This is a genomic window from Inquilinus sp. YAF38 (genome assembly GCF_052113205.1).
Classification (GTDB): Bacteria; Pseudomonadota; Alphaproteobacteria; order DSM-16000; family Inquilinaceae; genus Inquilinus.
The window spans coordinates 1-20,851 of the sequence record NZ_JBFRCU010000115.1 but is presented as its reverse complement, the minus strand read 5'-3'; the positions used below and the strand labels follow the sequence as shown (position 1 = coordinate 20,851).

24 protein-coding genes and 1 pseudogene are annotated in these 20,851 nt (G+C 69.0%); 14 read left to right on the top strand and 11 right to left on the bottom strand.

The genetic code is table 11. From position 1 onward, the window contains the following. A partial coding sequence (locus AB4Z01_RS32570; protein ID WP_441700486.1) for a dihydroxyacetone kinase subunit DhaK occupies positions 1 to 481 on the bottom strand: 481 nt, incomplete at its 3' end. Positions 482 to 519: 38 nt separating this feature from the next. Beyond that, positions 520 to 1,140, bottom strand: a complete 621-nt coding sequence (locus tag AB4Z01_RS32565; protein ID WP_441700484.1) for a glutathione S-transferase family protein — start codon at positions 1,138 to 1,140, stop codon at positions 520 to 522. A gap of 136 nt (positions 1,141 to 1,276) precedes the next feature. On the opposite strand from AB4Z01_RS32565, the gene AB4Z01_RS32560 reads away from it, so the two are divergent. Then, positions 1,277 to 2,119, top strand: a complete 843-nt coding sequence (locus AB4Z01_RS32560; protein WP_441700482.1) for a 5'-nucleotidase, lipoprotein e(P4) family — start codon at positions 1,277 to 1,279, stop codon at positions 2,117 to 2,119. A gap of 24 nt (positions 2,120 to 2,143) precedes the next feature. Here the strand turns inward: AB4Z01_RS32560 and AB4Z01_RS32555 are convergent, their stop codons facing one another. Further along, positions 2,144 to 2,365, bottom strand: coding sequence for a hypothetical protein (locus tag AB4Z01_RS32555; protein WP_441700480.1), 222 nt, complete (start codon positions 2,363 to 2,365; stop codon positions 2,144 to 2,146). A 105-nt stretch (positions 2,366 to 2,470) separates the two neighbouring features. Here AB4Z01_RS32555 and AB4Z01_RS32550 point away from each other — a divergent pair, with 105 nt between their 5' ends. Beyond that, on the top strand, positions 2,471 to 3,166 hold the full coding sequence (locus tag AB4Z01_RS32550) for an ATP12 family chaperone protein (protein ID WP_441700478.1): 696 nt from the start codon (positions 2,471 to 2,473) through the stop codon (positions 3,164 to 3,166). A 69-nt stretch (positions 3,167 to 3,235) separates the two neighbouring features. Next, on the top strand, positions 3,236 to 3,583 hold the full coding sequence (locus AB4Z01_RS32545; protein ID WP_441700477.1) for an antibiotic biosynthesis monooxygenase family protein: 348 nt from the start codon (positions 3,236 to 3,238) through the stop codon (positions 3,581 to 3,583). A gap of 3 nt (positions 3,584 to 3,586) precedes the next feature. Here AB4Z01_RS32545 and AB4Z01_RS32540 read toward each other — a convergent pair whose 3' ends face one another. Continuing rightward, complete coding sequence (locus AB4Z01_RS32540) at positions 3,587 to 4,753, bottom strand: M20 aminoacylase family protein (RefSeq protein WP_441700475.1); 1,167 nt, start codon at positions 4,751 to 4,753, stop codon at positions 3,587 to 3,589. A gap of 134 nt (positions 4,754 to 4,887) precedes the next feature. Between AB4Z01_RS32540 and AB4Z01_RS32535 the strand changes: the two genes are divergently transcribed. The 3 genes from AB4Z01_RS32535 (at position 4,888) to AB4Z01_RS32525 (ending at position 7,499) form a co-directional block, all read left to right on the top strand. After that, positions 4,888 to 6,420, top strand: coding sequence for an acyl-CoA carboxylase subunit beta (locus tag AB4Z01_RS32535; RefSeq protein ID WP_441700473.1), 1,533 nt, complete (start codon positions 4,888 to 4,890; stop codon positions 6,418 to 6,420). A 67-nt stretch (positions 6,421 to 6,487) separates the two neighbouring features. Beyond that, the gene (locus AB4Z01_RS32530) at positions 6,488 to 6,928 is read left to right on the top strand and encodes a hypothetical protein (RefSeq protein WP_441700471.1); all 441 of its coding nucleotides are present in this window, start codon (positions 6,488 to 6,490) and stop codon (positions 6,926 to 6,928) included. A gap of 106 nt (positions 6,929 to 7,034) precedes the next feature. Beyond that, positions 7,035 to 7,499 (top strand): hypothetical protein, encoded by a 465-nt coding sequence (locus AB4Z01_RS32525; protein ID WP_441700470.1) that lies wholly within the window; start codon positions 7,035 to 7,037, stop codon positions 7,497 to 7,499. 1 nt (position 7,500) lies between these two features. Here the strand turns inward: AB4Z01_RS32525 and AB4Z01_RS32520 are convergent, their stop codons facing one another. Further along, a complete protein-coding gene (locus tag AB4Z01_RS32520) occupies positions 7,501 to 8,241 on the bottom strand; it encodes a sulfite exporter TauE/SafE family protein (protein ID WP_441700468.1) in 741 nt (246 codons plus the stop codon). Between the two features lie 80 nt (positions 8,242 to 8,321). Between AB4Z01_RS32520 and AB4Z01_RS32515 the strand changes: the two genes are divergently transcribed. Further along, a complete protein-coding gene (locus AB4Z01_RS32515; RefSeq protein ID WP_441700466.1) occupies positions 8,322 to 9,254 on the top strand; it encodes a LysR substrate-binding domain-containing protein in 933 nt (310 codons plus the stop codon). Between the two features lie 97 nt (positions 9,255 to 9,351). On the opposite strand, the gene AB4Z01_RS32510 is transcribed toward AB4Z01_RS32515, so the two are convergent. Then, positions 9,352 to 10,266, bottom strand: coding sequence for a pirin family protein (locus AB4Z01_RS32510; protein WP_441700464.1), 915 nt, complete (start codon positions 10,264 to 10,266; stop codon positions 9,352 to 9,354). Positions 10,267 to 10,353: 87 nt separating this feature from the next. Here AB4Z01_RS32510 and AB4Z01_RS32505 point away from each other — a divergent pair, with 87 nt between their 5' ends. After that, positions 10,354 to 10,899 (top strand): PH domain-containing protein, encoded by a 546-nt coding sequence (locus AB4Z01_RS32505; RefSeq protein WP_441700463.1) that lies wholly within the window; start codon positions 10,354 to 10,356, stop codon positions 10,897 to 10,899. Positions 10,900 to 11,245: 346 nt separating this feature from the next. Here the strand turns inward: AB4Z01_RS32505 and AB4Z01_RS32500 are convergent, their stop codons facing one another. Then, the gene (locus tag AB4Z01_RS32500; protein WP_441700461.1) at positions 11,246 to 12,373 is read right to left on the bottom strand and encodes a hypothetical protein; all 1,128 of its coding nucleotides are present in this window, start codon (positions 12,371 to 12,373) and stop codon (positions 11,246 to 11,248) included. Positions 12,374 to 12,477: 104 nt separating this feature from the next. Here AB4Z01_RS32500 and AB4Z01_RS32495 point away from each other — a divergent pair, with 104 nt between their 5' ends. Then, positions 12,478 to 12,996, top strand: coding sequence for a GNAT family N-acetyltransferase (locus tag AB4Z01_RS32495; protein WP_441700459.1), 519 nt, complete (start codon positions 12,478 to 12,480; stop codon positions 12,994 to 12,996). A gap of 461 nt (positions 12,997 to 13,457) precedes the next feature. Here the strand turns inward: AB4Z01_RS32495 and AB4Z01_RS32490 are convergent, their stop codons facing one another. From AB4Z01_RS32490 to AB4Z01_RS32480, 3 genes are all read right to left on the bottom strand, one after another. Next, a complete protein-coding gene (locus AB4Z01_RS32490) occupies positions 13,458 to 13,604 on the bottom strand; it encodes a helix-turn-helix domain-containing protein (RefSeq protein ID WP_441700488.1) in 147 nt (48 codons plus the stop codon). 36 nt (positions 13,605 to 13,640) lie between these two features. Beyond that, complete coding sequence (locus AB4Z01_RS32485; protein WP_441700458.1) at positions 13,641 to 14,693, bottom strand: ankyrin repeat domain-containing protein; 1,053 nt, start codon at positions 14,691 to 14,693, stop codon at positions 13,641 to 13,643. A gap of 152 nt (positions 14,694 to 14,845) precedes the next feature. Beyond that, positions 14,846 to 15,709 carry a helix-turn-helix domain-containing protein gene (locus AB4Z01_RS32480; protein ID WP_441700456.1) on the bottom strand — a complete coding sequence of 288 codons (864 nt, stop codon included), beginning with the start codon at positions 15,707 to 15,709 and terminating at the stop codon, positions 14,846 to 14,848. Between the two features lie 153 nt (positions 15,710 to 15,862). On the opposite strand from AB4Z01_RS32480, the gene AB4Z01_RS32475 reads away from it, so the two are divergent. Further along, complete coding sequence (locus tag AB4Z01_RS32475; RefSeq protein WP_441700454.1) at positions 15,863 to 16,816, top strand: phytanoyl-CoA dioxygenase family protein; 954 nt, start codon at positions 15,863 to 15,865, stop codon at positions 16,814 to 16,816. Between the two features lie 307 nt (positions 16,817 to 17,123). On the opposite strand, the gene AB4Z01_RS32470 is transcribed toward AB4Z01_RS32475, so the two are convergent. Further along, positions 17,124 to 17,990, bottom strand: coding sequence for a helix-turn-helix transcriptional regulator (locus AB4Z01_RS32470; RefSeq protein WP_441700452.1), 867 nt, complete (start codon positions 17,988 to 17,990; stop codon positions 17,124 to 17,126). A gap of 104 nt (positions 17,991 to 18,094) precedes the next feature. Between AB4Z01_RS32470 and AB4Z01_RS32465 the strand changes: the two genes are divergently transcribed. The 4 genes and pseudogenes from AB4Z01_RS32465 to AB4Z01_RS32450 all read left to right on the top strand — a co-directional run. Beyond that, positions 18,095 to 18,919, top strand: coding sequence for an SDR family NAD(P)-dependent oxidoreductase (locus tag AB4Z01_RS32465; protein ID WP_441700451.1), 825 nt, complete (start codon positions 18,095 to 18,097; stop codon positions 18,917 to 18,919). Positions 18,920 to 18,969: 50 nt separating this feature from the next. After that, positions 18,970 to 19,695: an SDR family oxidoreductase gene (locus AB4Z01_RS32460; protein ID WP_441700450.1), complete on the top strand. Its 726-nt coding sequence runs from the start codon at positions 18,970 to 18,972 to the stop codon at positions 19,693 to 19,695. A 72-nt stretch (positions 19,696 to 19,767) separates the two neighbouring features. Next, the gene (gene lepB / locus AB4Z01_RS32455; RefSeq protein WP_441700448.1) at positions 19,768 to 20,541 is read left to right on the top strand and encodes a signal peptidase I; all 774 of its coding nucleotides are present in this window, start codon (positions 19,768 to 19,770) and stop codon (positions 20,539 to 20,541) included. 154 nt (positions 20,542 to 20,695) lie between these two features. Beyond that, positions 20,696 to 20,851, top strand: a pseudogene (locus AB4Z01_RS32450) (IS66-like element ISBrsp5 family transposase); the annotation flags it as partial.

Sequence of the window (20,851 nt, the reverse complement as noted above, 5' to 3'; positions counted from 1 at the left end):
GCTTGTGGATCAGCACCGTGCCCGCGATGCCGCGGCGGCGCGCCGGCTCGACCGTGCCGCGCAACGCCACGTCATCGGCCACCACCACGGTCTCGACCGGGATGCCCTCTTCCTGCGCCAGCTCGGCGGCGAGGCCGAAGTTCAGCCGGTCGCCGGTGTAGTTCTTGACCACCAGCACCGCGCCCAGCGGGCCGGCGGCGGCGCGGATGCCGGCCAGCACGGCGTCGACGCTGGGCGAGGTGAAGACGTCGCCGGCGATGGCCCCTGCCAGCATGCCGGGGCCGACATAGCCGGCATGGGCCGGCTCGTGCCCGCTGCCGCCGCCGGATAACAGCGCGATTGGGCGCGAGGCCGGCACCGGCAGATCGGCGCGGACCACCACCGCCTCCTCCTCCAGCAGGGCCAGGCCGGAATGCAGGTCGACGAACCCTTCCAGCATCTCGCGCAGGACATGGCGGGGATTGTTGATCAGCTTCTTCACGTCACGCCCCCTCGGTCGCAGAATCGGGATCGGATGGTTCAGCCTTCGTTTCGTTGCCAGACCTCGGCCAGCTGCGGGTCGGCGCGCAGCCGCCCGGCGATGGCCGACAGCTTCGGGCATTCGGCGGCAAACCACTCGCTGCGCGGCCGCCAATGGTTCATCACCGCGACATAGACATCGATGGCGGAGCGGGTGAGGCCGAGGAACCAAGGTGTGCCCGCCGCCGCCTCCATCTGCCGCCACAGCACCTTACGGTGCTCGTCGGTCGAGGCGCGCAGCTCGGCCTTCGCCTGGTCGCCGGTGACCCAGCGGCCGGGGTCGTCGCCATAGGCCCAGGTCGGGTACAGCGCGGCAACGATGAACACCAGCCGGCGCAGGAAGGCGGGCCGGTCCGGGTGGTCGGGCGGCGGGGCCAGCCCGGAATCCGGCGCCACATCGGCGAGGTGCAGCGTGATCGCCCCGCTCTCGGTCATCACCGTGCCATCGGGCAGGACCAGCACCGGCACCTGGGTCAGCGGGTTCAGGCGCTGCAGCATCTCGCGGTCGGCCGGGTTGTCGAAGACGTCGACCGACTTGATGGCGAAGGGCACGCCGGCGAGGGTCAGCATGATCTCGCTGAGCGTCGAGCCGGTGCCGGGCTGGGCGTAGAGCGTGTACATCGGTCCTCCCTTCGTCGCGCCCCGCACTCCTAACACGGCGGGGCGGCGCGCGATACGAAGCCTGAACGGGGGTTGCCGCGCGCGGTCCGGGCCTGCTCAAATGTCGTCACGAAATTGTAACAAACGGAGGCTTCGGATGATGCGGTATGGATGGGCTTCGGCCCTGGCGATGATGGCTGTGGCGGGCGCGGCGCAGGCGCAGCAGGCCCCCGGTCCGGACGACAATCTGAACGCCGTGCTGTGGGACCAGACCTCGGTCGAGGCGCAGGCCAATGCGATCGGCGCCTATGCCCTGGCCCGCCTCCGGCTGGACGAGGCGCTGGCCGACCCGTCCCGCACCGCGGCGCCGGCCGAGCAGACCGGCGACTTCAAGAATCTTCCGCCGGCGGTGGTGCTGGACGTCGACGACACGCTGCTGAACACCTCGCCCTACCAGGCCCGCAACGTGGCCGAGGGCTCCGGCTTCGACCCCAAGACCTGGACCAAATATGTCAACGCCAAGATCGACACCGCCATCCCCGGCGCGGTCGAGTTCACCCAATACGCGGCATCCAAGGGCGTGAAGGTGTTCTACGTCACCAACCGGACCAAGGAGGAGGAGGGGCCGACGGTCGAGCACATGAAGGCGCTGGGCTTCCCGATGGGCGACAATGTCGACACCTTCCTCAGCGCCAAGGAGCAGCCGGATTGGGGCTCGGTCAAGGGCACGCGCCGCGCCGTGATCGCCAAGGACTACCGGATCCTGCTGCTGGCCGGCGACAATTTCGGCGACTTCAGCGACGCCTACAAAGGCACGCTGGAGGAGCGGCAGAAGGCCTTCGAGGCGGCCAAGGACCATTGGGGCCGCGACTGGATCGCGATTGCCAACCCGACCTACGGCTCGTTCGAATCGGCGCCATATAAGGGCGACTACAAACTGCCGGCGGCGGAGCAGCGCAAGCTGAAGATCGAGGCGCTGACGCCCTGGAACGGGCAGTAGCCGTCTCCCCGGGGCCGCGGCGGCTCAGAAGCCGCTGCGGCCCTGGAGCGGGTGGCCGGTGAGCAGCGAGACCAGATGCGCCAGCATCAGGATCACCACCAGCGCCGCCACCATCATCACCGGGATCACCGGGAACAGCCGTACCTCGCCCGGCGGCGGCTTGCGCCGGTCCATCACCAGCATGGCCGCCGTCACCGCCAGGGCGACGGCGAGGATGATCGAGGTGTTGGTCAGGTCGAGCTGCATCGTGGCTTCGCGGTAGCATTCCCGCGGCGGCGACGGAAGGTACGGGTTGCATCGGCGGCTGCGATTGCCGATATCGGCGCGGGCGGAGAGCGACAGGACCGGACGATGAAGCGCTTCTACAAGACCGTGGGTGTGGTGCCGGCCGGCGACGGGTTCGGCGTCGTCCTCGACGGCAAGCCGATCAAGAGCCCGGCCAAGGCCGATCTCGTCCTGCCCAGCCGGGCGCTGGCCGAGGCGGTGGCGGCGGAATGGGAGGCGCAGGCCGACAAGGTGATCCCGTCCTCCATGCCGCTGATGCAGCTGGCCGCGACGACGATCGACAAGACGGCGCCGAACCGGCAGGTGGTCATCGACACCATCGCCCCCTATGGCGGCAGCGACCTGCTGTGCTACCGGGCCGAGGCGCCGGCGGCGCTGGTGGAGCGGCAGGCCGCCGCCTGGCAGCCGCTGCTCGACTGGGCGATGACCGCGCATGACGCGCCGCTGGCCGTGACCTCCGGCATCGTCCACCAGGCGCAGCCGGACGCCAGCCTGGCGGCGCTGCGCGCGGCGGTCGCGGCGCAGGACGACTGGCGGCTGACGGCGCTGCACCAGGCCACGGCGCTGACCGGCTCGCTGGTCCTCGGCCTGGCCCTGCTGGCCGGCCGGATCGACGCCGACGAGGCCTTCGAGCTGGCCGAGCTGGACACCAGCTTCCAGATCGAGCGCTGGGGCGAGGAGGCCGAGGCCACGGCCCGGCGCGCCGGGCTGCAGGCCGAGCTGCAGGCCGCGGCCCGGCTGGTCGCGCTGGCGGCGGACTGACTGGAGCATCCGGCCGGGCGACCTATCTAAAGGGGCTGAAGCCCGGCACGGCCAGTAAGGAGCGACACGATGAATAGCGATGCCGGCCGACCCATGATTGCCCGGATCTGGCGCGGCCGCACGGTGCGGGCGCGGGCCGACGCATACGAGGCCTATAATTACGAGGTCGGGATCAAGCCGCTGATCGAGAAGGCCCTGGGCGTCCAGTGCCTGCGCGAGGATCGCGCGGACGAGACCGAGTTCGTCACCATCTCCTATTGGGAGAGCGTCGAGGCGATGGCGCAGTTTACCGGCAGCGACCCGACGGCGATCCATCATCTGGACCGCGACCCGGAGTTCCTGATCGAGCTGCCGGACCGGGTGCAGATCCTGCAGATCCGCCACTCGCATGGCGACATCGGCGGCGACGAAACGTGAGGCTCACCCTGCCTTCTTCAGCCGGGTCTCCACCAGCCGCGACCACAGCGTGGCGCCRACCGGCAGGATCTCGTCGTTGAAGTCGTAATGCGGGTTGTGCACCGGCACGCTGCCGCGGCCGTTGCCGATGAACAGGAAGGCGCCCGGCTTCTCCGCCAGCATGAAGGCGAAATCCTCCGACGCCATGACGATGGCGCCGTTGCTGTCGACCGCGTCGGCGCCCAGCGCATCCGCCGCGGCCTCGGCCACCCATTCCGTCTCGGCGGCGTCGTTGAGCACCGGGATCACCGTGATCCGCACATCCGGCGTTGCCCGGCCGCCGAAGGCGGTGGCGACGTCGCGGGCGATTGTTTCGATCCGCGCCTTCAGCGCCTCCAGCACCTCCATCCGCAGCGCGCGGAAGGTGCCGCGCAGCACGGCGGTGTCGGGGATGACGTTGTAGGCGTCGCCGGCATGGATCTGGGTGACGCTGACCACGGCGGAATCGAGGGCGGCGATGTTGCGGGCCACCACGCTCTGCAGCGCCGTCACCACATGCGCCGCGATCACCACCGGATCGATGCCGGTCTCCGGCAGCGCGCCATGGGCGCCGCGCCCCGTGATCTCGATGTCGAAGATGCCGCCGCCGGACATGGTCGGGCCGGGACGGACCATGACCCGGCCGGCATCCAGCGTGTGGAAATTGTGCATGCCGAACACCGCCTCGCACGGGAACTGGTCGAACAGCCCGTCGGCGATCATCGCCTGCGCTCCGCCGCGGCCCTCCTCGGCCGGCTGGAAGATGAAATGCACCGTGCCGTCGAAGTTCCGGGTCGCGGCCAGGTAGCGGGCGGCGCCCAGCAGCATGGTGGTGTGGCCGTCATGGCCGCAGGCATGCATGGTGTTCGCGGTCTGCGACCGGTGGCCGAAGCCGTTCGCCTCCTGCATCGGCAGTGCGTCCATGTCGGCGCGCAACGCGATCGCCTTCGGGTTGTTGCCGACCCGAAGGGTGCCGACCACGCCGGTCTTGCCGATGCCGGTCGCGACCTCGCAGCCGAAGGCGCGCAGCCGCTCCGCCACCAGGGCGCTGGTGCGCTGCTCCTCGAAGCCCAGCTCGGGATGGGCGTGGATGTCCCGACGCCATTCGGTCAGCTCGTCGGCGAAGCCGGCGATCATTGGGTCGATCTTCATGGCGGGTCCTCGCGGAAACGTCAGACGATATCAGGACCCAAGGCCTACCGCGCTGGCAAGCCCCGATCTCGCCCAGCCCTGCGCCGCGTGCTATTGCAGGCGGATGACGCTTGGCGGACATCCGCGGGGAGAGAATGCGCGAAATCCTTGAGGTGCTCGAGAAGAAGCGCGCGGCGGCGCGCCTGGGCGGCGGCAGCAAGCGGGTCGAGGCCCAGCACGCCAAGGGCAAGCTGACGGCGCGCGAGCGGCTCGAAATCTTCCTCGACCCCGGCTCCTTCGAGGAATGGGACATGTTCGTCGAGCACCGCTCGCCGGATTTCGGCATGGCCGAGCAGAAGGTGCCGGGCGACGGCGTGGTCACCGGCTTCGGCACCGTCGACGGCAAGCTGGTCTTCGTCTTCAGCCAGGACTTCACGGTGTTCGGCGGCTCGCTGTCCGAGGCGCATGCCGAGAAGATCTGCAAGGTCATGGACCAGGCGATGAAGGTCGGCGCCCCGGTGATCGGCCTGAACGATTCGGGCGGCGCCCGGATCCAGGAGGGGGTGGCCTCGCTCGGCGGCTATGCCGAGGTGTTCCAGCGCAACGTCCTGGCTTCGGGCGTGRTGCCGCAGATCTCGCTGATCATGGGCCCCTGCGCCGGCGGTGCGGTGTATTCGCCGGCGATGACCGACTTCATCTTCATGGTGAAGGACAGCTCCTACATGTTCGTCACCGGCCCGGATGTGGTGAAGACGGTGACGCATGAGGTGGTGACGGCCGAGGATCTCGGCGGCGCCGTCACCCACACTGCCAAATCCGGCGTCGCCGACCTGGCCTTCGAGGACGATGTCGAGGCGCTGCTGCGGCTGCGCGACTTCGTCGGCTTCCTGCCGTCCTCGAACCGGTCGCCGGCGCCGATCCGCCCGACCGAGGACCCGGCCGACCGGCCGGAGATGTCGCTCGACACCCTGATCCCGGCCAACCCGAACAAGCCCTACGACATGAAGGAGCTGATCGGGAAGGTGGTGGACGAGGGCGATTTCTTCGAGCTGCAGCCCGCCTTCGCCGGCAACATCATCATCGGCATGGCGCGGATGCAGGGCCGCACCGTCGGCATCGTCGCCAACCAGCCGATGGTGCTGGCCGGCTGCCTGGACATCGATTCCAGCCGCAAGGCGGCACGCTTCGTCCGCTTCTGCGACGCCTTCAACATCCCGATCGTCACCTTTGTCGACGTGCCTGGATTCCTGCCCGGCACCAGCCAGGAGTACGGCGGCATCATCAAGCATGGCGCCAAGCTGCTGTTCGCCTATGCCGAGGCGACGGTGCCGAAGGTCACGGTGATCACCCGCAAGGCCTATGGCGGCGCCTATGACGTGATGGCGTCGAAGCATCTGCGAGGCGACCTGAACTATGCCTGGCCGACCGCGGAGATCGCGGTGATGGGGCCGAAGGGCGCGGTCGAGATCATCTTCCGGGCGGATATCGGCGATGCCGAGAAGATCGCGGCGCGGACCGAGGAATACCGCCAGAAATTCGCCAACCCCTTCGTCGCCGCAGCCCGCGGCTATGTCGACGACGTGATCATGCCGCACAACACCCGCCGGCGGATCTGCAAGGCGCTGGCGATGCTGGCCGGCAAGAAGCTCGAGAATCCCTGGAAGAAGCACGACAACCTGCCGTTGTAGCGCCTTCATTCCGCCACGACGGGATGGTGCCATCGCCGGCGGGAGAGACACTGGCATCGAGACCGGAATGACTGCGCGATTCCGCGCCCTGGCGGCCCTTCTGGCCGGGGCGCTGCTGCTGGCCGCCTGCGCCACGGAGGCAGGTTTCCGCAAGGGGCTGGACCAGCTGAAAGGCCAGCCGAAGGACCAGTTGATCGTCCGCTACGGCCCGCCGATCTATGAGGGCCGGACCGAGGACGGGCGGCGCTATGCCCAGTTCAACCTGTCCTGGGTGGAGCGGGGCGGCGGCTACGTCAACAGCGTGCCCCGCACCGAGCTCGTCCGCGGCACCTATCGCGACGACGACGGCGACAAGCACCGCTACAAGGAGACGCGGACCGTCTATGACGACCAGTACGTGCCGCCCTACACGGTCGACCGGCGCTGCCTGACCACCTTCTACTTCGACGCCGCCAACCGCGTCGCCAGCTACGCCTATGTCGGCGACGGCTGCGTCGCGCCGGAATAGCAGGTTGGATTTCCCTTTTGGATTGCGCAACGTTCATATGTTGCTATTTTATAAAGATCCATTTATAGTTGCAGCTATCGGTCATCCCAACCCAGGGTCGATAGAGATGCCTCGCCTCCGACTGGGCTTCGCCCTTCTCGGTGTGTTGCTGCTCGCCGCCTGTGCCGCGAGCAAGGAAGATCTCGTCAGCGAAAAGCTGGACGGCTTTATCGGCATGCCGAAGCAGGCCTTGATCGGCGTCTTCGGCACGCCGACCAGTGACTCCATCCGCCGGAACGGGCTTCGCTACGTCACGTTCAGGCAGTCCCGGGAGACGGAAAGTGGCGGCTACCACATGTCGATCCCGCAGACCGAGACCGTGAACGGCCTGTACTATACCCGTGACGGCTGGCTGCGCAGCTACAGCGAGACCAGGACCACACAGGTCGACGGCCCCTGGATCTCGGCCTCGACCGACCATTGGACCTGCCTCCTCGGCTTCGGCTTCGATGCCGGCGGACGCGTCGCCTCCTACACCTATGGCAACGCCATCGACTGCTACTACGCCCTGAGGCTCGATCTATACCGGTAGCTCACAGCAGCGGCCGCAGCGCCAGGTCGAGGCCGAGCAGCAGCAGGCCGAGGAAGAACCAGCGCCGGAACACCTCCGGCCGGACCTGCAGCCGCAGCCACTGCCCGGCGGCCATGCCGAGCAGCGCCGGGACCAGGGCCAGCAGCGAGGTGCCGGCGGCGGCCAGCGGGAACGCGCCGTCGCGCGCCAGGCCGGCGGCCAGCGCCAGGGTCGAGACGGTGAAGGACAGGCCCAGCGCCTGGATCAGGTCCTCCTTCTCCAGCCCCAGCGCCTGCAGGAACGGCACCGCCGGGATGACGAAGACTCCGGTGGCGGCGGTGACCAGGCCGGTGGCGGCGCCGATCGGGCCCGACCACCAGCGCTCCGTCCGGGCGGGCACCGAGAAGCGCGGCCCGGCCAGGCCGATCGCGGCGTAGAGCACCAGGGCGGCGCCGAGGGCGATGGTGGCGTGCTCGGCCCCTGCATCGATCAGCAGACCGGTCCCGGCCCAGGTGCCGAGGCAGATCCCGGCCATCATCGGCCACAGCCGGCGCAGCAGGCCGCCGAAGCGCGGCCCGGCGAAGAGCTGCCAGAGATTGGTCACCAGCGACGGCACCACCAGCAGCGCCGCCGCCTGGGCCGGCGCCATGGCCAGGCCGAGCAGCCCCATCGCCACCGTCGGCAGGCCCAGCCCGACCATGCCCTTGACGAAGCCGGCGAGCAGGAAGGTGAGGGCGACGAGGAGGAAAAACGGATCGATCATTGCCGGAGCTTGCCCGGCGCCGGCGCCGGCGACAATGTGGGAGGAACGCAGCCAGCCTTCGGCCGCGACGAAGGCTGGCCGTGCCGGAGGACCCGCCGATGCGCTTCGACCTGACCGATCTGCGCCTGTTCCTGCATGTCGCCGAGGCCGGCAGCATCACCGCCGGCGCCGAGCGCTCAGCACTGGCCCTGGCCTCGGCCAGCGCCCGCATCCGCGGCATGGAGGCGGCGTCCGGCACGGCGCTGATGCGGCGCGGCCGGCGCGGCGTGGTGCCGACCCCGGCCGGTGAGGCGGTGCTGCATCACGCCCGGCTGGTGCTGCAGCAGATCGAGCGGATGCGCGGCGAGCTCGGCGACTATGCCCGCGGCCTCAAGGGCCATGTCCGCATCCTCGGCAACACGGCGGCGGTGACCGAGTTCCTGCCGAAGCCGCTGGCCGGATGGCTGGCCGCCCACCCCCGGATCGACATCGACCTGGAGGAGCGGCCGAGCCACGCCATCATCGAGGCGGTGGCCGCCGGGCTGGCCGATCTCGGCATCGTCGCGGACATGGCCGACGGGGGCGCGGCGGATGGCGGCGGAGGGCTGGAGCGCATCCCGTTCCGGATCGACCGGCTGGTGCTCGCGGTGCCGCGCCGCCACCCGCTGGCGGCCCGGCGCCGCATCGCTTTCGCCGAGGTGCTGGGCGAGGATTTCGTCGGCCTAAGCCCCGGCAGCGCGTTGCAGGACCATCTCGCCCGCCACGCCGCGCGGGCGGGCCGGCCGCTCACGCTGCGGGTCCGGCTCGGCGGCTTCGATGCGGTGTGCCGGATGGTCGAGCAGGGTGTCGGCCTGGCAGTGGTGCCGGAGACGGCGGCCCGGCGCTGCCGCCGCAGCATGGCGATCCGCGCCGTGCCGCTGTCCGACCCCTGGGCGCTGCGCCGGCTGTCGATCTGTGTCCGGTCCCTCGACGCCCTGCCGGTGCATGCACGTCGGCTGGTGGAGCATCTGCGCGAGGATTCGTCTGGGGCGTAGGTTGGTTCGCATGGCGAACCCAACGTGGTGCCGCGGGCACGGCGTCGGAATGTTGGGTTCGCCAGCGCGAACCCAACCTACGCGGCAAAGGCGCGCCTCACCTTTCCGGCAGCGGCAGCCGCTCGGTCTCGTCCGGGATGGTGCCGAAGCGGCCTTCGCGCCAGTCGTCTTTAGCCTGTTCGATGCGCTCGCGGCTGCGGGCGACGAAGTTCCACCACAGCTTGCGCGGGCCGTCGAGCGGCTCGCCGCCGAACACCAGCAGTCGGGTCTCCTCCAGCGCCTCGATCGAGACCATGTCGCCGGGCCGCAGCACCAGCAGGCGCTGCGGCGCAAAATCGTCGCCGCCGATCCGGACCCGGCCGGAGACGACATAGACCGCCCGCTCCTCATGCTCCGCCGGCAGCGGCAGCACGGCCCCGGCCTGCAGCGCCGCATCGAGATACAGCGTTTCGGAGAAGGTGGCGACCGGCGAGCGCGCGCCATAGGCCGAGCCGACGATCAGCCGCACCGACGTGCCGGCATCCTCGATCACCGGCAGGTCGTCGATGCCGTGATGGGCGAAGCTGGGGGCCACTTCCTCGTGAGCGGCCGGCAGGGCGACCCAGGTCTGCACCCCGAACAGGGTCGACCCGGTGGTGCGCAGGGCCGGCGGCGTGCGCTCGGAATGGGCGATGCCGCGGCCGGCGGTCATCCAGTTGACGTCGCCGGGGCGGATCAGCTGGCGCGTGCCCAGGCTGTCGCGATGGGTCTGCTCGCCGGCGAACAGATAGGTCACGGTGGCCAAGCCGATATGCGGATGCGGCGGCACGTCGATGCCGTCGCCGGCGCCGAACAGGGTTGGGCCGAACTCGTCGATGAAGACGAAGGGGCCGACCGAGCGCTTCTGCATCGACGGCACGGCGCGCCGCACCTCGAAGCCGCCGATATCGGCGGTGCGCGGGATCACCACGGTCTCGATCAGGGGGCAGGGCGTCTCGCCGGTGACGGGATCGCGGGTCGGCTGCCAGCTCATGGCCGTACTCCTCCGCCCAGAACCGCCATGGACGGGCGCTCGGTTCGACCGTACCCTTCGCTCCGGCATCAGCCAAGGGGGACCAAGATGGCCGAGACCACCCAGGACGCAGCGGCGGCGGTCGCCGGCGAAAGCACGATCTGGAAGATCCGCACCTCGCTGCGGGCCAGCCTGTATGGCTGGATCGTCGCCATCGTGCTGGCGGTGCTGCTGGGCCTGCTGGCCGGCCCGCTGGCCGCGATTCCGATCGTGCTGGCCCTGGTCTGGACCGCGTGGCGGTGGCTGACCAGCTACGAGCTGACGACCGAGCGGCTGATCATCCGCTCCGGCCTGCTGGTGCGGAAGCGCGAGGAGGTCGAGCTGTTCCGGGTGCGCGACTTCTCGCTGTCACGGCCGCTGCAATGGATGGTGCTGGGGCTGGGCACGGTCGGGCTGACCACGCGCGACCAGTCGGCGCCGAACATCCTGATCGGCCCGATCGCCGAGCCCGACGCCAAGCTGGACGATCTGCGCCGCGCCACCGTGGCGCGGCAGAACCGGGTGCGGTTCCGCGAGGTCGAGGTGTCCTCGGCTGGCGGCGACGAGCACCATGACGGCCATGGCGGCCACGACGCCGGGGCGCTGCCGGGGTAGGGAAGGCTTGTGCCCTGTTCCTGTCATCCTCGGGTCAAGCCCAAGTGTCCGGTTGGGCTTTTCGGGTTGCAGATCCAGGTACTGAACTAAACCTTTATTGTCATTGCCGGGCTTGACCCGGCAATCCAGGGGCCACGGAGAGCCGCTCTGAAAGCCCCTGGATCCTCGGGTCAAGCCCGAGGATGACAATTAAATAAAATACCGACCCAAGATAAACACGATCTGCTTGCGACTTCTGCTCAACCGGACAGCCACGGGCTCGACCCGGGCATCCAGAGGCTGTCGAGACCTCCTGTCATTGCTGGGTCACGCCCGGCAATGACAGGAGGGAGGGACGGCTGACAGCTCACTCGTCGTTGAACGGCCCGATCATCAGCGGCTCGAGCTTGAACCAGTTGCCGAGCTGGCTGTAGGTCAGCTTGACCGGCTTCAGGTCCCAGTAGACCTCCGACCGGGTCGGGCCGACGCATTTCATCTGGCCCGATTCGTCCTTCTCGCGCTTGCAGCCATCCTCGCCGTCGGCATAGTAGATCCGGCCGTACAGCCCGGCCTGGTTCTGCTCGACCGTGCCGAAGAAGGCATCGACATCGGCGTCGTTGTTCTCGCCGCCGAAGAACGCTTCTTCCGGCTTCACCACCGGCTCGTTGAAGCGGAGATTGTAGTCGTAATAGCCGGTGTAGTTGCGGCTCTGGCCCTTGGCGTCGGTGAAGCTGCCCTCCTCCTCCACGAAGCGGATCGAGCCGGTGACCTTGTCGGTATAGGCCTGGTTGCCGATGGCATACTGGAAGGTGATGCCGTTATTGTCGGTCAGCCAGTTGCCGAGCTCGTAGTCATAGTCGAGATTGCCCGACACCCGGGTCTGCGGCAGGAACGATAGCGGGCCCGGCGCCAGCACCAGCCCCTGGAAGGCCAGCGGATCCGGGTTCTTGACCTGGATCGTCACCACCTTGCCGTTGACGGTGCGGGAATACAGCTTGTCCGCCGCCTTCGAGGCGCGGTTGATCTGCTCGCCCAGCTCCCACCAGCGGGTGACCTCGCGGCCCTGGATGACGCCGCCGAACTTGCCGCTGGACTGCTGGCCCTTGACGATGTCGAGCCGCAGGTTGCCGGATTCGGGCTGGTAGCGCCCGCCCTCGTCGATCGGCGTCTCGCCGCGCATGATGGCCACTTCCTTGGCTATCTGGCTCGGATTCGCCGGGTTATTGACGTCCATCCTCAGGCTGTAAGTGATGGTGTCCTCCGGCTTGCGCTGGGCCGAGCCGGCATAGGCCATCAGATCCGCCACCGTCAGGGCCTCGATGGTGTAGACGTCGAGGCCGTTGCTGTTGCGGACGCTGCGCGAGTTGAAATCGATGGTCATATGGCCGGTGACCTTGGCGCCGTCGGTCACGGTCTGCAGGCCGCGATTGCCGCTCTGGGCCCAGGCCGGCGTCGCCGCAAGCAGTGCGGCCAAGGTCGCGACGCCCGCTGTCATGCGATGAGTCATGGTCTCCCCCTTCAATTCTGCCGTGGGCGGGGCTGTCTCCGCCGGCCGCATTCTGGCACTGCATAATGGGGCAGGCGACTCGGGGCTTTTCCATGGCGAAGACGAGGCAGGGCGGCGGCGCGGCGCCCGGATCAGGGGTGACGGTCCGGCCGATGCGCGGCGACTCGGCGGAGATCGCGGCGGTGGTGGCGCTGATCCGCGGCGCCTTCGCGGACTATCTCGACCGGCTCGACCCGCCGCCCAGCGCGGTGCGCGAGACGCCGGAGACCATCGCCGTGCTGCTGGGCCGCGAGCTCKGGCTGGTGGCCGAGGCGGGCGGGGCGGTGGTCGGCTGCCTGTTCCTGCAGCGGCGCGAGGGCTGCGACATCTATGTCGGCCGGGTCGYGGTGGCCGGCGCGCACCGCCGCGGCGGCGTCGGCCGGGCGCTGATGGCGGCGGCCGAGGATGAGGCGCGGCGCTTGGGCGGAGCGCGGCTGACGCTCGGCGTCCGCCTGGCGCTGGACGACAACCGCCGCTTCTTCGCGTCGCTCGGCTTCGTCGAGGGGGCGCTGCACGCCCATCCGGGCTATGACCGGCCGACCTGGGTGGAGATGACGAAGGCGATCGGGTGAGGGGGCCAAGCTGGGCCACCTCTGACCTTTGCGGTTTAGCAACGCTGCAAGTAGATTGCCGGTATAGCGAGCCAAAGGCCACCAGGATCGGGGTCGGGCCGGCCACCGGCGTCCCATTCGGCTATAATAGCCTCTGCCATTGGCTCGGGCTCGTCACCGTATTGGGGCTGCACCGTCCATAGATATCCGCTGCCAGGGACGTGCCTTACTGGGCGCGCTCCATATGCGAAGTGCGCCAGGAGGCTGCGCTTGATGAAGTCGACGAGCGCAGCTCCTTCGAGCCCGAACTCACTACGACCAGCCGGGACGATCTGCCAAAACCCCACGGCGTCGACGTCCAGCTCCCCAACAAGCGAGATCCACTCACTCATTGGGGTGCCGTAAGACCGATGACGCGGCTCATCATTCATGATGCGGCATTCTATCGATTCAATCGTCGACTTCCACCATTCCAAACCGAGTCACGTGGGGCGATCTGACCCCCGAAAGCTGCGGCGGAACTCGCGCGGGGTCATCGCCTTCAGCGCGCGGAACTGGCGGTTGAAATTGGCGATGTTGGGATAGCCGACCTCGTCCGCGACATGGGCGATTGGCCGGTCGCTGTTGATCGGGCTCGCGATGTGCAGATCCGATCCGTGCGGTGGCTAGCGCCTATAGGGCGGGGGCGCGAGCTTGATTGGTTTCGGGTTCGCCAGCACCCAGGCGACCGCCAGCTCGACCAAGCGCGCCGGGTTGCCGAAGTTGGCCTTGACCCGGGCGACGATCGCGGCGACTTCCCGGATCTCGTGGTCGGGCAGGGGATTGCCGGTCTGGACATGGCGCAGATAGGCGTCGGCCATCCTGCCATATTCTCCATCCCAGTTGGCGCCGCCATTGCCGTCGAGTTCGTTGGAGATGCGCCCGACGATCCGCACCACTTCTCCCTGCACCGTGGCCGCGGGGCCGCTGCCTGGTACCAGCAAGTTCCACAATTCCCGGTGCTGGTCCTGCCAGCGGGTCGCCTTGACGACGACCGTGGACTTGCCGTCATGCAGGGCGCGGCGAGGCACGGGCGCGACGTCGAACAGCTCATACAGCCGAGCGAGAGCGGCGCTGGCGGCCTCGACCGACTCCGGGTTGAAGTTGCCGCGGTGAAATTCGAAGCGATTGCCGATCTCCTCGACGAAGCCCTTCATCCGTTCGGTCCTGCCGGCGCCGGCGGCCAGAAGGACTTCCGCGAGGGGCGTCATCCGCTCCAGCACCGCATTGCTACACTGCTGCAGGGCCAGTTCCAGGGGAGTGAGGCCCGCCTGGTTGCGGGCATCGACCTGGGCGCCGTGCTCCAGCAGCAGGCGAGCATTGGGGGGAATGTGGGATGCCGCCGCCGCATGCAGCGGCGTGCCGACCGACGGGCGGTCATTGTGGACATCGGCCCCCAGCTCCAGCAGAACCTCGATACGGCCCCGCCAGGCGCGCGACCGCGCATGCAAAGGTGTGTCGCCGTGGCTGTCGGCGGCTGAAAGATCGGCGCCCTGGGCGGCCAACCAGCGGGCCAGCTCATCGGGACAATCCACAAAGGCGAGCGCTGTTTGCTGGTCGTACCCGCCGCGGGCATTCAGATCGCAGGTCTCGAAGACCACCTTCAGCTCCGCAAGATCGCCCGTCTTGAGCAGATCTTCGAAATTCTTCGGGAGCCGCGTCTTGAGAGGAGTGGCCATCTGCGTCCTCGCGGTGGAAGGGGACACCTCTGGGCTGAGGTCACCATCGACTTTAGACGCCCCAAACACCTGCATCCATCCTGGTCATGCGTCGGCTTGTCGCCTCGAGGCGACTTTCGACAGCGTTCCTTCCGCGCCGGGCTGACCTCACCTCACCCCCGGAAGCTGCGGCGGAACTCGCGTGGGGTCATGGCCTTCAGCGCCCGGAACTGGCGGTTGAAATTGGCGATGTTGGGATAGCCGACCTCGTCGGCGACATGGGCGATGGGCCGGTCGCTGTTGATCAGCAGCGAGCAGGCTTGGCCGATGCGCAGCTGGGCGACATAGCGCGACACGGTCAGCCGGGTGTGCCGGCGGAAGAAGCGGTGGAAGGCCGAGGGGCTGAGGCAGGCCAGGCCGGTCAGCGCCGCGATCGGGATCTCGTCGCGGTAGTGGCCATGGATGTGGTTCAGCACCCGGTCGATCCGCGCCTGTTCCGGCGCCGCCACGGCGGCCGGCAGCGGGGCCGGGGCGGCCAGCGGTGCCCGGCCCTCGTCCCGCGCCAGGGCGGTCAGCACCTCGATCAGCCGCAACAGCCGGCCGGCGGGGTCGAGATCCGGCATCGCCTCGATCGTCGGACGCACTGCCGCGGCGGCCTCGGCGGAGAAGGCAAGGCCGCGCCCGGCCTCGTCGAGCAGGCGCGCCACCGGCCGCAGCTCGGCCAGGGAGCCGACCAGCCGCGCCGCCCAGTCCGGCGAGAACCACATCACCAGGGCGATATGCGGCCGGACCGGGTCGATCCGCTCGCGCGAGCACCAGGTGTGCGGCAGGTTCGGGCCGACCAGCACCAGGTCGCCGTCGTCATACTGGCCGAGATGGTCGCCGACATGGCGCTGGCCGCGGCTGTTCAGGGTCAGCGTCAGCTCGAATTCCGGGTGGTAGTGCCATTCGAACGGGATGGCGTCGTCCAGCCGCCGGTTCAGCAGCGTCCAGGACGCATCCCCCGGGACTGTCACCTTCTCGAAGATCGGCTGCATGGCGAGAACTGATACGCAGGGGCAGCTCGGTTGCCGCCCGACGCGACTCCAGTATCAGTTTTCGGCAGGCGGCGCCAACATGGCGAGGCCGGACGGCGCTACAGTTGCGGACATGGACGGCCGAACGCCGCACCGCTCAGGGGAAACGCCGAGATGGACCGCTATCAATACGGGGACAACCGGCCGGGCAACGCCTCGGTCTCCTACACCTACGACACCCAGCTCAAGGACATCGAGAAGACGCGGCCGCTGCGCGTCCTGTCCGAGGACGATTGGAGGCACTGGATCACCTGGGGCTATGTCGTCGTCCCCAACGCGGTTCCGGCCGAGAACGTCCAGCGCACGCGGGACCTGCTGTGGGAGTTCCAGGAGATGGATCCGAAGGATCCGGAGAGCTGGGTGAAGCCGCAACTGCGCGACCATGCGATGAAGGAGCTGAACAACAGCGGCATGGTCGAGATCTACAACCACCAGCTGCTGTGGGACAACCGCCAGCACAGCCGTGTGTACGACGCCTTCGTCGACATCTGGGACACCGAGCGGCTGTGGGTCACGATCGACCGCGCCAACCTGAACCCGCCGAACCGCCAGGCGCGCGGCTTCAACGGCTTCATCCACTGGGACGCCGACACCTCGCTGACGCCGCTGCCGGTGAACTGCCAGGGCGTGCTGTCGCTGGTCGACACCGACCCGGAGATGGGCGGCTTCCAATGCGTGCCGGAGCTGTTCCGGACGCTGGAGACCTGGCGCGAGACCCAGCCGGCCGACCGCAACCCCTGGGCGCCGGACACCACCGGCTTCGAGATCCGGAACGTCACCATGAAGGCCGGCGACCTGCTGATCTTCAACAGCCTGCTGGCCCACGGCATCCGGCCGAACCGGTCGCACGACCGGGTGCGGATGGCGCAGTACATCTCGATGACCCCGGCCGACGAGGGCAACGCCCAGCTGCGCGACTGGCGCATCCAGTCCTGGCGCGACCGCGAGCCGCCGCAGGGCTACGCCTTCCCCGGCGACCCGCGCGAATGGGAGAAGACCCGCTACGAGCGCGCCAAGCTCACGCCACTCGGCGAGAGGCTGCTCGGGCTGGCGTCCTGGGACGAGTGAGGGGCACGTCTCTCCACGCCTCCTCCCGTCATTGCCGGGCTTGACCCACGGCGGTCCGGTTGAGCAAAATCGCAACTAAAGCGTGTTTATCTTGGGTCGACATTCAATTTGATTGTCATCCTCGGGCTTGACCCGAGGATCCAGGGACTTTCAAAGCAGTTCTCGATGGCCCCTGGATTGCCGGGTCAAGCCCGGCAATGACAATAAAAGTTTAGTTCAGCCCCTGGATCTGCAACCTGAAGAGCTTAACCGGACAGCCGTGGGCTTGATCCGGCAATGACGGGAACATGGAACCAACCTGTCCTGCCTACTCGGCAGCCAGGGCTTCAGCGTGCAGCAGCCGCGCCAGCTTGGCGATAGTGTCGGACTCGGCCAGCGGCACATAGACGACCATCCGCCGGTCGGTGCCGTCGTCGAAGCGCATGGCGGTGTGCTCGAACACCATCGGGCCGGCCGCCGGGTGGCGGATGCGCTTATGGCCAGACAGATGCGGCAGCACCTCGTGCCGCGGCCACCATTCCCGGAACTCAGGGCTCTCTCGCGTCAGATGCGCGACCAATCGCTCGAACTCCGGGTCGCCGGCGTATTTGGCACTGTCGGCCCGGAATTGGGCCAGCGCCGCCCGCGCTACCGCCTCCCAATCCGTCAGCAGCCGCCGGTGCCCCGGATCGGTGAAGATCAGGCTCATGGTGTTGCGCGCATCGCCTTCCAGCGCGCCGTAGTCGCCGAACACGAGCTCGGCCGCGCGGTTCCAGGCCAGCACGTCCCAGCGCCGCCCCAGAACCTGGGCCGGCTGGTCGGTCAGGCAGTCGAGCATCCGGCGCAGCGGCTCACCCACCTGCTCCGGCGCCTGCGTCCGCTCCTCCGGCGCCGGCCGGCAGGCCAGAACGAACAGGTGCCGCCGTTCGGCCGCGTCCAGCCGCAGGGCGCGGGCCAGCGCCGACAGCGTCTCGGCGGAAGGCCGCACGTCGCGCCCCTGCTCCAGCCAGCTGTACCAGGTGGTGCCGACGCCGCCGAGCAGCGCCACTTCCTCCCGCCGCAGGCCCGGCGTCCGCCGCCGCGATCCGTCGGGCAGGCCGACGTCGCACGGCGCCAACCGCTCGCGCCGCGACCGCAGGAAGGCGCCCAATTCGCGCCGCCGCCCCGCATCGGGGGCCGGATCGATCACCGTCATGCCCTCAGCATATCAGTATCGATACCAGGATAAAGCCGGTCCTGTTTAACTGATGTCACAGCGTCCATCTTCCCGTGGACGGACGAGGCAGAGGAGCCTGCGGCATGGCCCTGAACGGCAAGACCATCCTGATCACCGGCTCGACCGATGGCGTTGGGCGCTGGGTCGCCCGCCGACTGGCGGCCGATGGCACGCATGTGCTGCTGCACGGCCGCAGCCAGGAGCGCGGCCAGGCGGCGCTGGAGGCGATCCGGGCCGAGGGCGGCAGCGCCGAGTTCCTGCCGGCGGACCTGTCCTCTCTGGCCGAGGTACGGCGCCTGGCCGAGGCGGTCCTGGCGCGGCACGACCGGCTCGACGGGCTGATCAACAACGCCGGCATCGGCACCGGGCCAGACCCCAGCCGCCGCGAGACCAGCGCCGACGGCCACGAGCTGCGCTTCGCCGTGAACTATCTTGCCGGCTTCCTGCTGACCCGGCTGCTGCTGCCGGCCCTGCGGCGTGGCGCGCCTGCCCGGATCGTCAATGTCGCCTCGGCCGGGCAGCAGGCGATCGATTTCGACGACGTCATGCTGACCCGCGGCTACAGCGGCGTCCGCGCCTATTGCCAAAGCAAGCTGGCGCAGATCCTGTCCACCTTCGACCTGGCCGAAGAGCTGAAGGGCAGCGGCGTCACCGCGACCTGCCTGCATCCGGCGACCTATATGGACACCACCATGGTGCGGCAGAGCGGCACGCACCCGATCAGCACGGTCGAGGAGGGCGGCGAGGCGATCCTGGCGCTTGCGGCCTCGCCCGAGCTGGAGGGCCGGAGCGGCGTCTATTTCAATGGCCGGCGGCCGTCGCGCCCGCTGGCCCAGGCCGAGGATCCGCGGGCACGGGAACGGCTGCGCATCCTGAGCGAGCGCCTGACCGGGATCGGGCCGGCCTAGCCCCCTTCTTCCCCACACATCATCGCAGTCACCAACGGATGGAGATCTCCATGTCCGCACAGCAGAGCCATGCCTTCGTCATCGGCGGGTCGTCGGGAATCGGCCTGGCCACGGCCAGGCGGCTGTCGGCCGACGGCCTGCGCGTCACCATCGCCGGCCGGGATCCGGCCAAGCTGGCCGCCGCGGCGGCCGAAGCCGGCGGGACGCTCGTGACCGTGGTCCTCGACGCCAGCGATCCGGCCTCGGTCGCCGCCGCCTTCGAACAGGTCGGCAGTTTCGACCATCTCGTCCTCGCCCTCGGCGGCAGCCAGGGCGTGCTCGGGCCTTTCGCCGAGCTGGACCTGGCGACATTCCGCCAGGCCTTCGAAGGCAAATTCTGGGCCCATCTCGCCTGCGCCCAGGCGGCGCTGCCGCAGCTGCGCCGGGACGGGTCGATGACCTTCGTCTCCGCCGTCAGCGCCCGGATGGCGACGCCCGGCCTGGCCGGCGTAGCCGCGATCAACGGCGCAATCGAGACCGTGGCCCGGATCCTCGCCGCCGAGCTCAAGCCGCTGCGGGTCAATGCCGTCTCGCCCGGTCTGATCGACACGCCCTGGTGGGACTTCCTGCCGCAGGATCAGAAGCAGGCGACCTTCGCCGCCTATGCCGAGAAGATCCCGGTCGGCCGGCCCGGCCGGGCGGAGGAGGTGGCGGCGGCCATCGCCTTCGTCATCGGCAACGGCTACATGACCGGCCATACCCTGGTCTGCGACGGCGGCATCAGCCTGGGCACCTGATGGATCATGTCCCAGACTTAACTTGTCCGGCGCGGGGCTCGGCGCGAAGGTCGGCGGCATCGGAGGTATGCCATGGCGACCGACACGGCATCGAAGACTGGTGGAACCGCCCGGCGCTGGCTGCGCGGCGCCGGCGAGCTGGCAGTGCTGCTGCTGGTGATCGCCGCCGGCAAGACCGCCATCGCCGAGCCCTTCTATGTCCCCTCGGGCTCGATGGAGCCGACGCTGCAGATCGGCGACGAGCTGGTCGCCACCAAGTTCAGCTATGGCTACAGCGCCGCCTCGCTGCCCTTCGGCCTGACCCTGCCCGAGAGCGGCCGGGTGCTGGGCCGGATGCCGGCGCGCGGCGACGTCGTTGTCTTCCGCTGGCCGGGCGACCCGTCGCAGACCTGGGTCAAGCGGGTGATCGGGCTGCCGGGCGACCGCGTCGCGATGCGGGACGGGCGGCTGTGGATCAATGGCGAGCCGGTCGGGCTGCGGCCGGACGGCGAGGGCAGGGTGGAGCACGGCGACGGCGCGAGCGTGCCTGCCATCCGCGCGATCGAGACCCTGCCCGGCGGGGTCAGCCACCCGATCTTCAAGCTCTACGCCCGCGGGCCGCTGGACGAGATGGCGGAGGTGACGGTGCCGCCCGGCGATCTCTTCGTCATGGGCGACAACCGCGACAACTCGGCCGACAGCAGGCTGCCGGTCAGCGCCGGCGGCGTCGGGCTGCTGCCGGTCGGCGACCTGGTCGGCAAGGCCGAGGTCATCGTTGCGTCCTGGGATCTCGGCCGCGCCTCGCAGCCGGTCTGGACCTGGCCCGCCGGCCTGCGGCTGGACCGCTTCCTGTCGGCGGTCCAGTGAGGGCGGCGCAAAAGAGCCGTCATTGCGAGGAGGCGAAGCCGACGAAGCAATCCAGGGGCCACGCCAAACGGCCCTGGATTGCTTCGCTGCGCGTAACTGCCCAGGAGGACCTTGACCTCTTGACCGATCTGGGAGGTTTGTGAGTCAAGGAAGGATGACGCCGCCACCCCCATCGTTGTCCGAGGAAGGTCTTCTGGCCCTAATTGGCGAGTTGCAGGCGCGCAACCGGATGCTGGAGCAGCAGAACGCAGTGCTGACGGCGCGGGTTGCCGAGTTGGAACGTCGGCTTGGGCTGGATAGCAGCAATAGC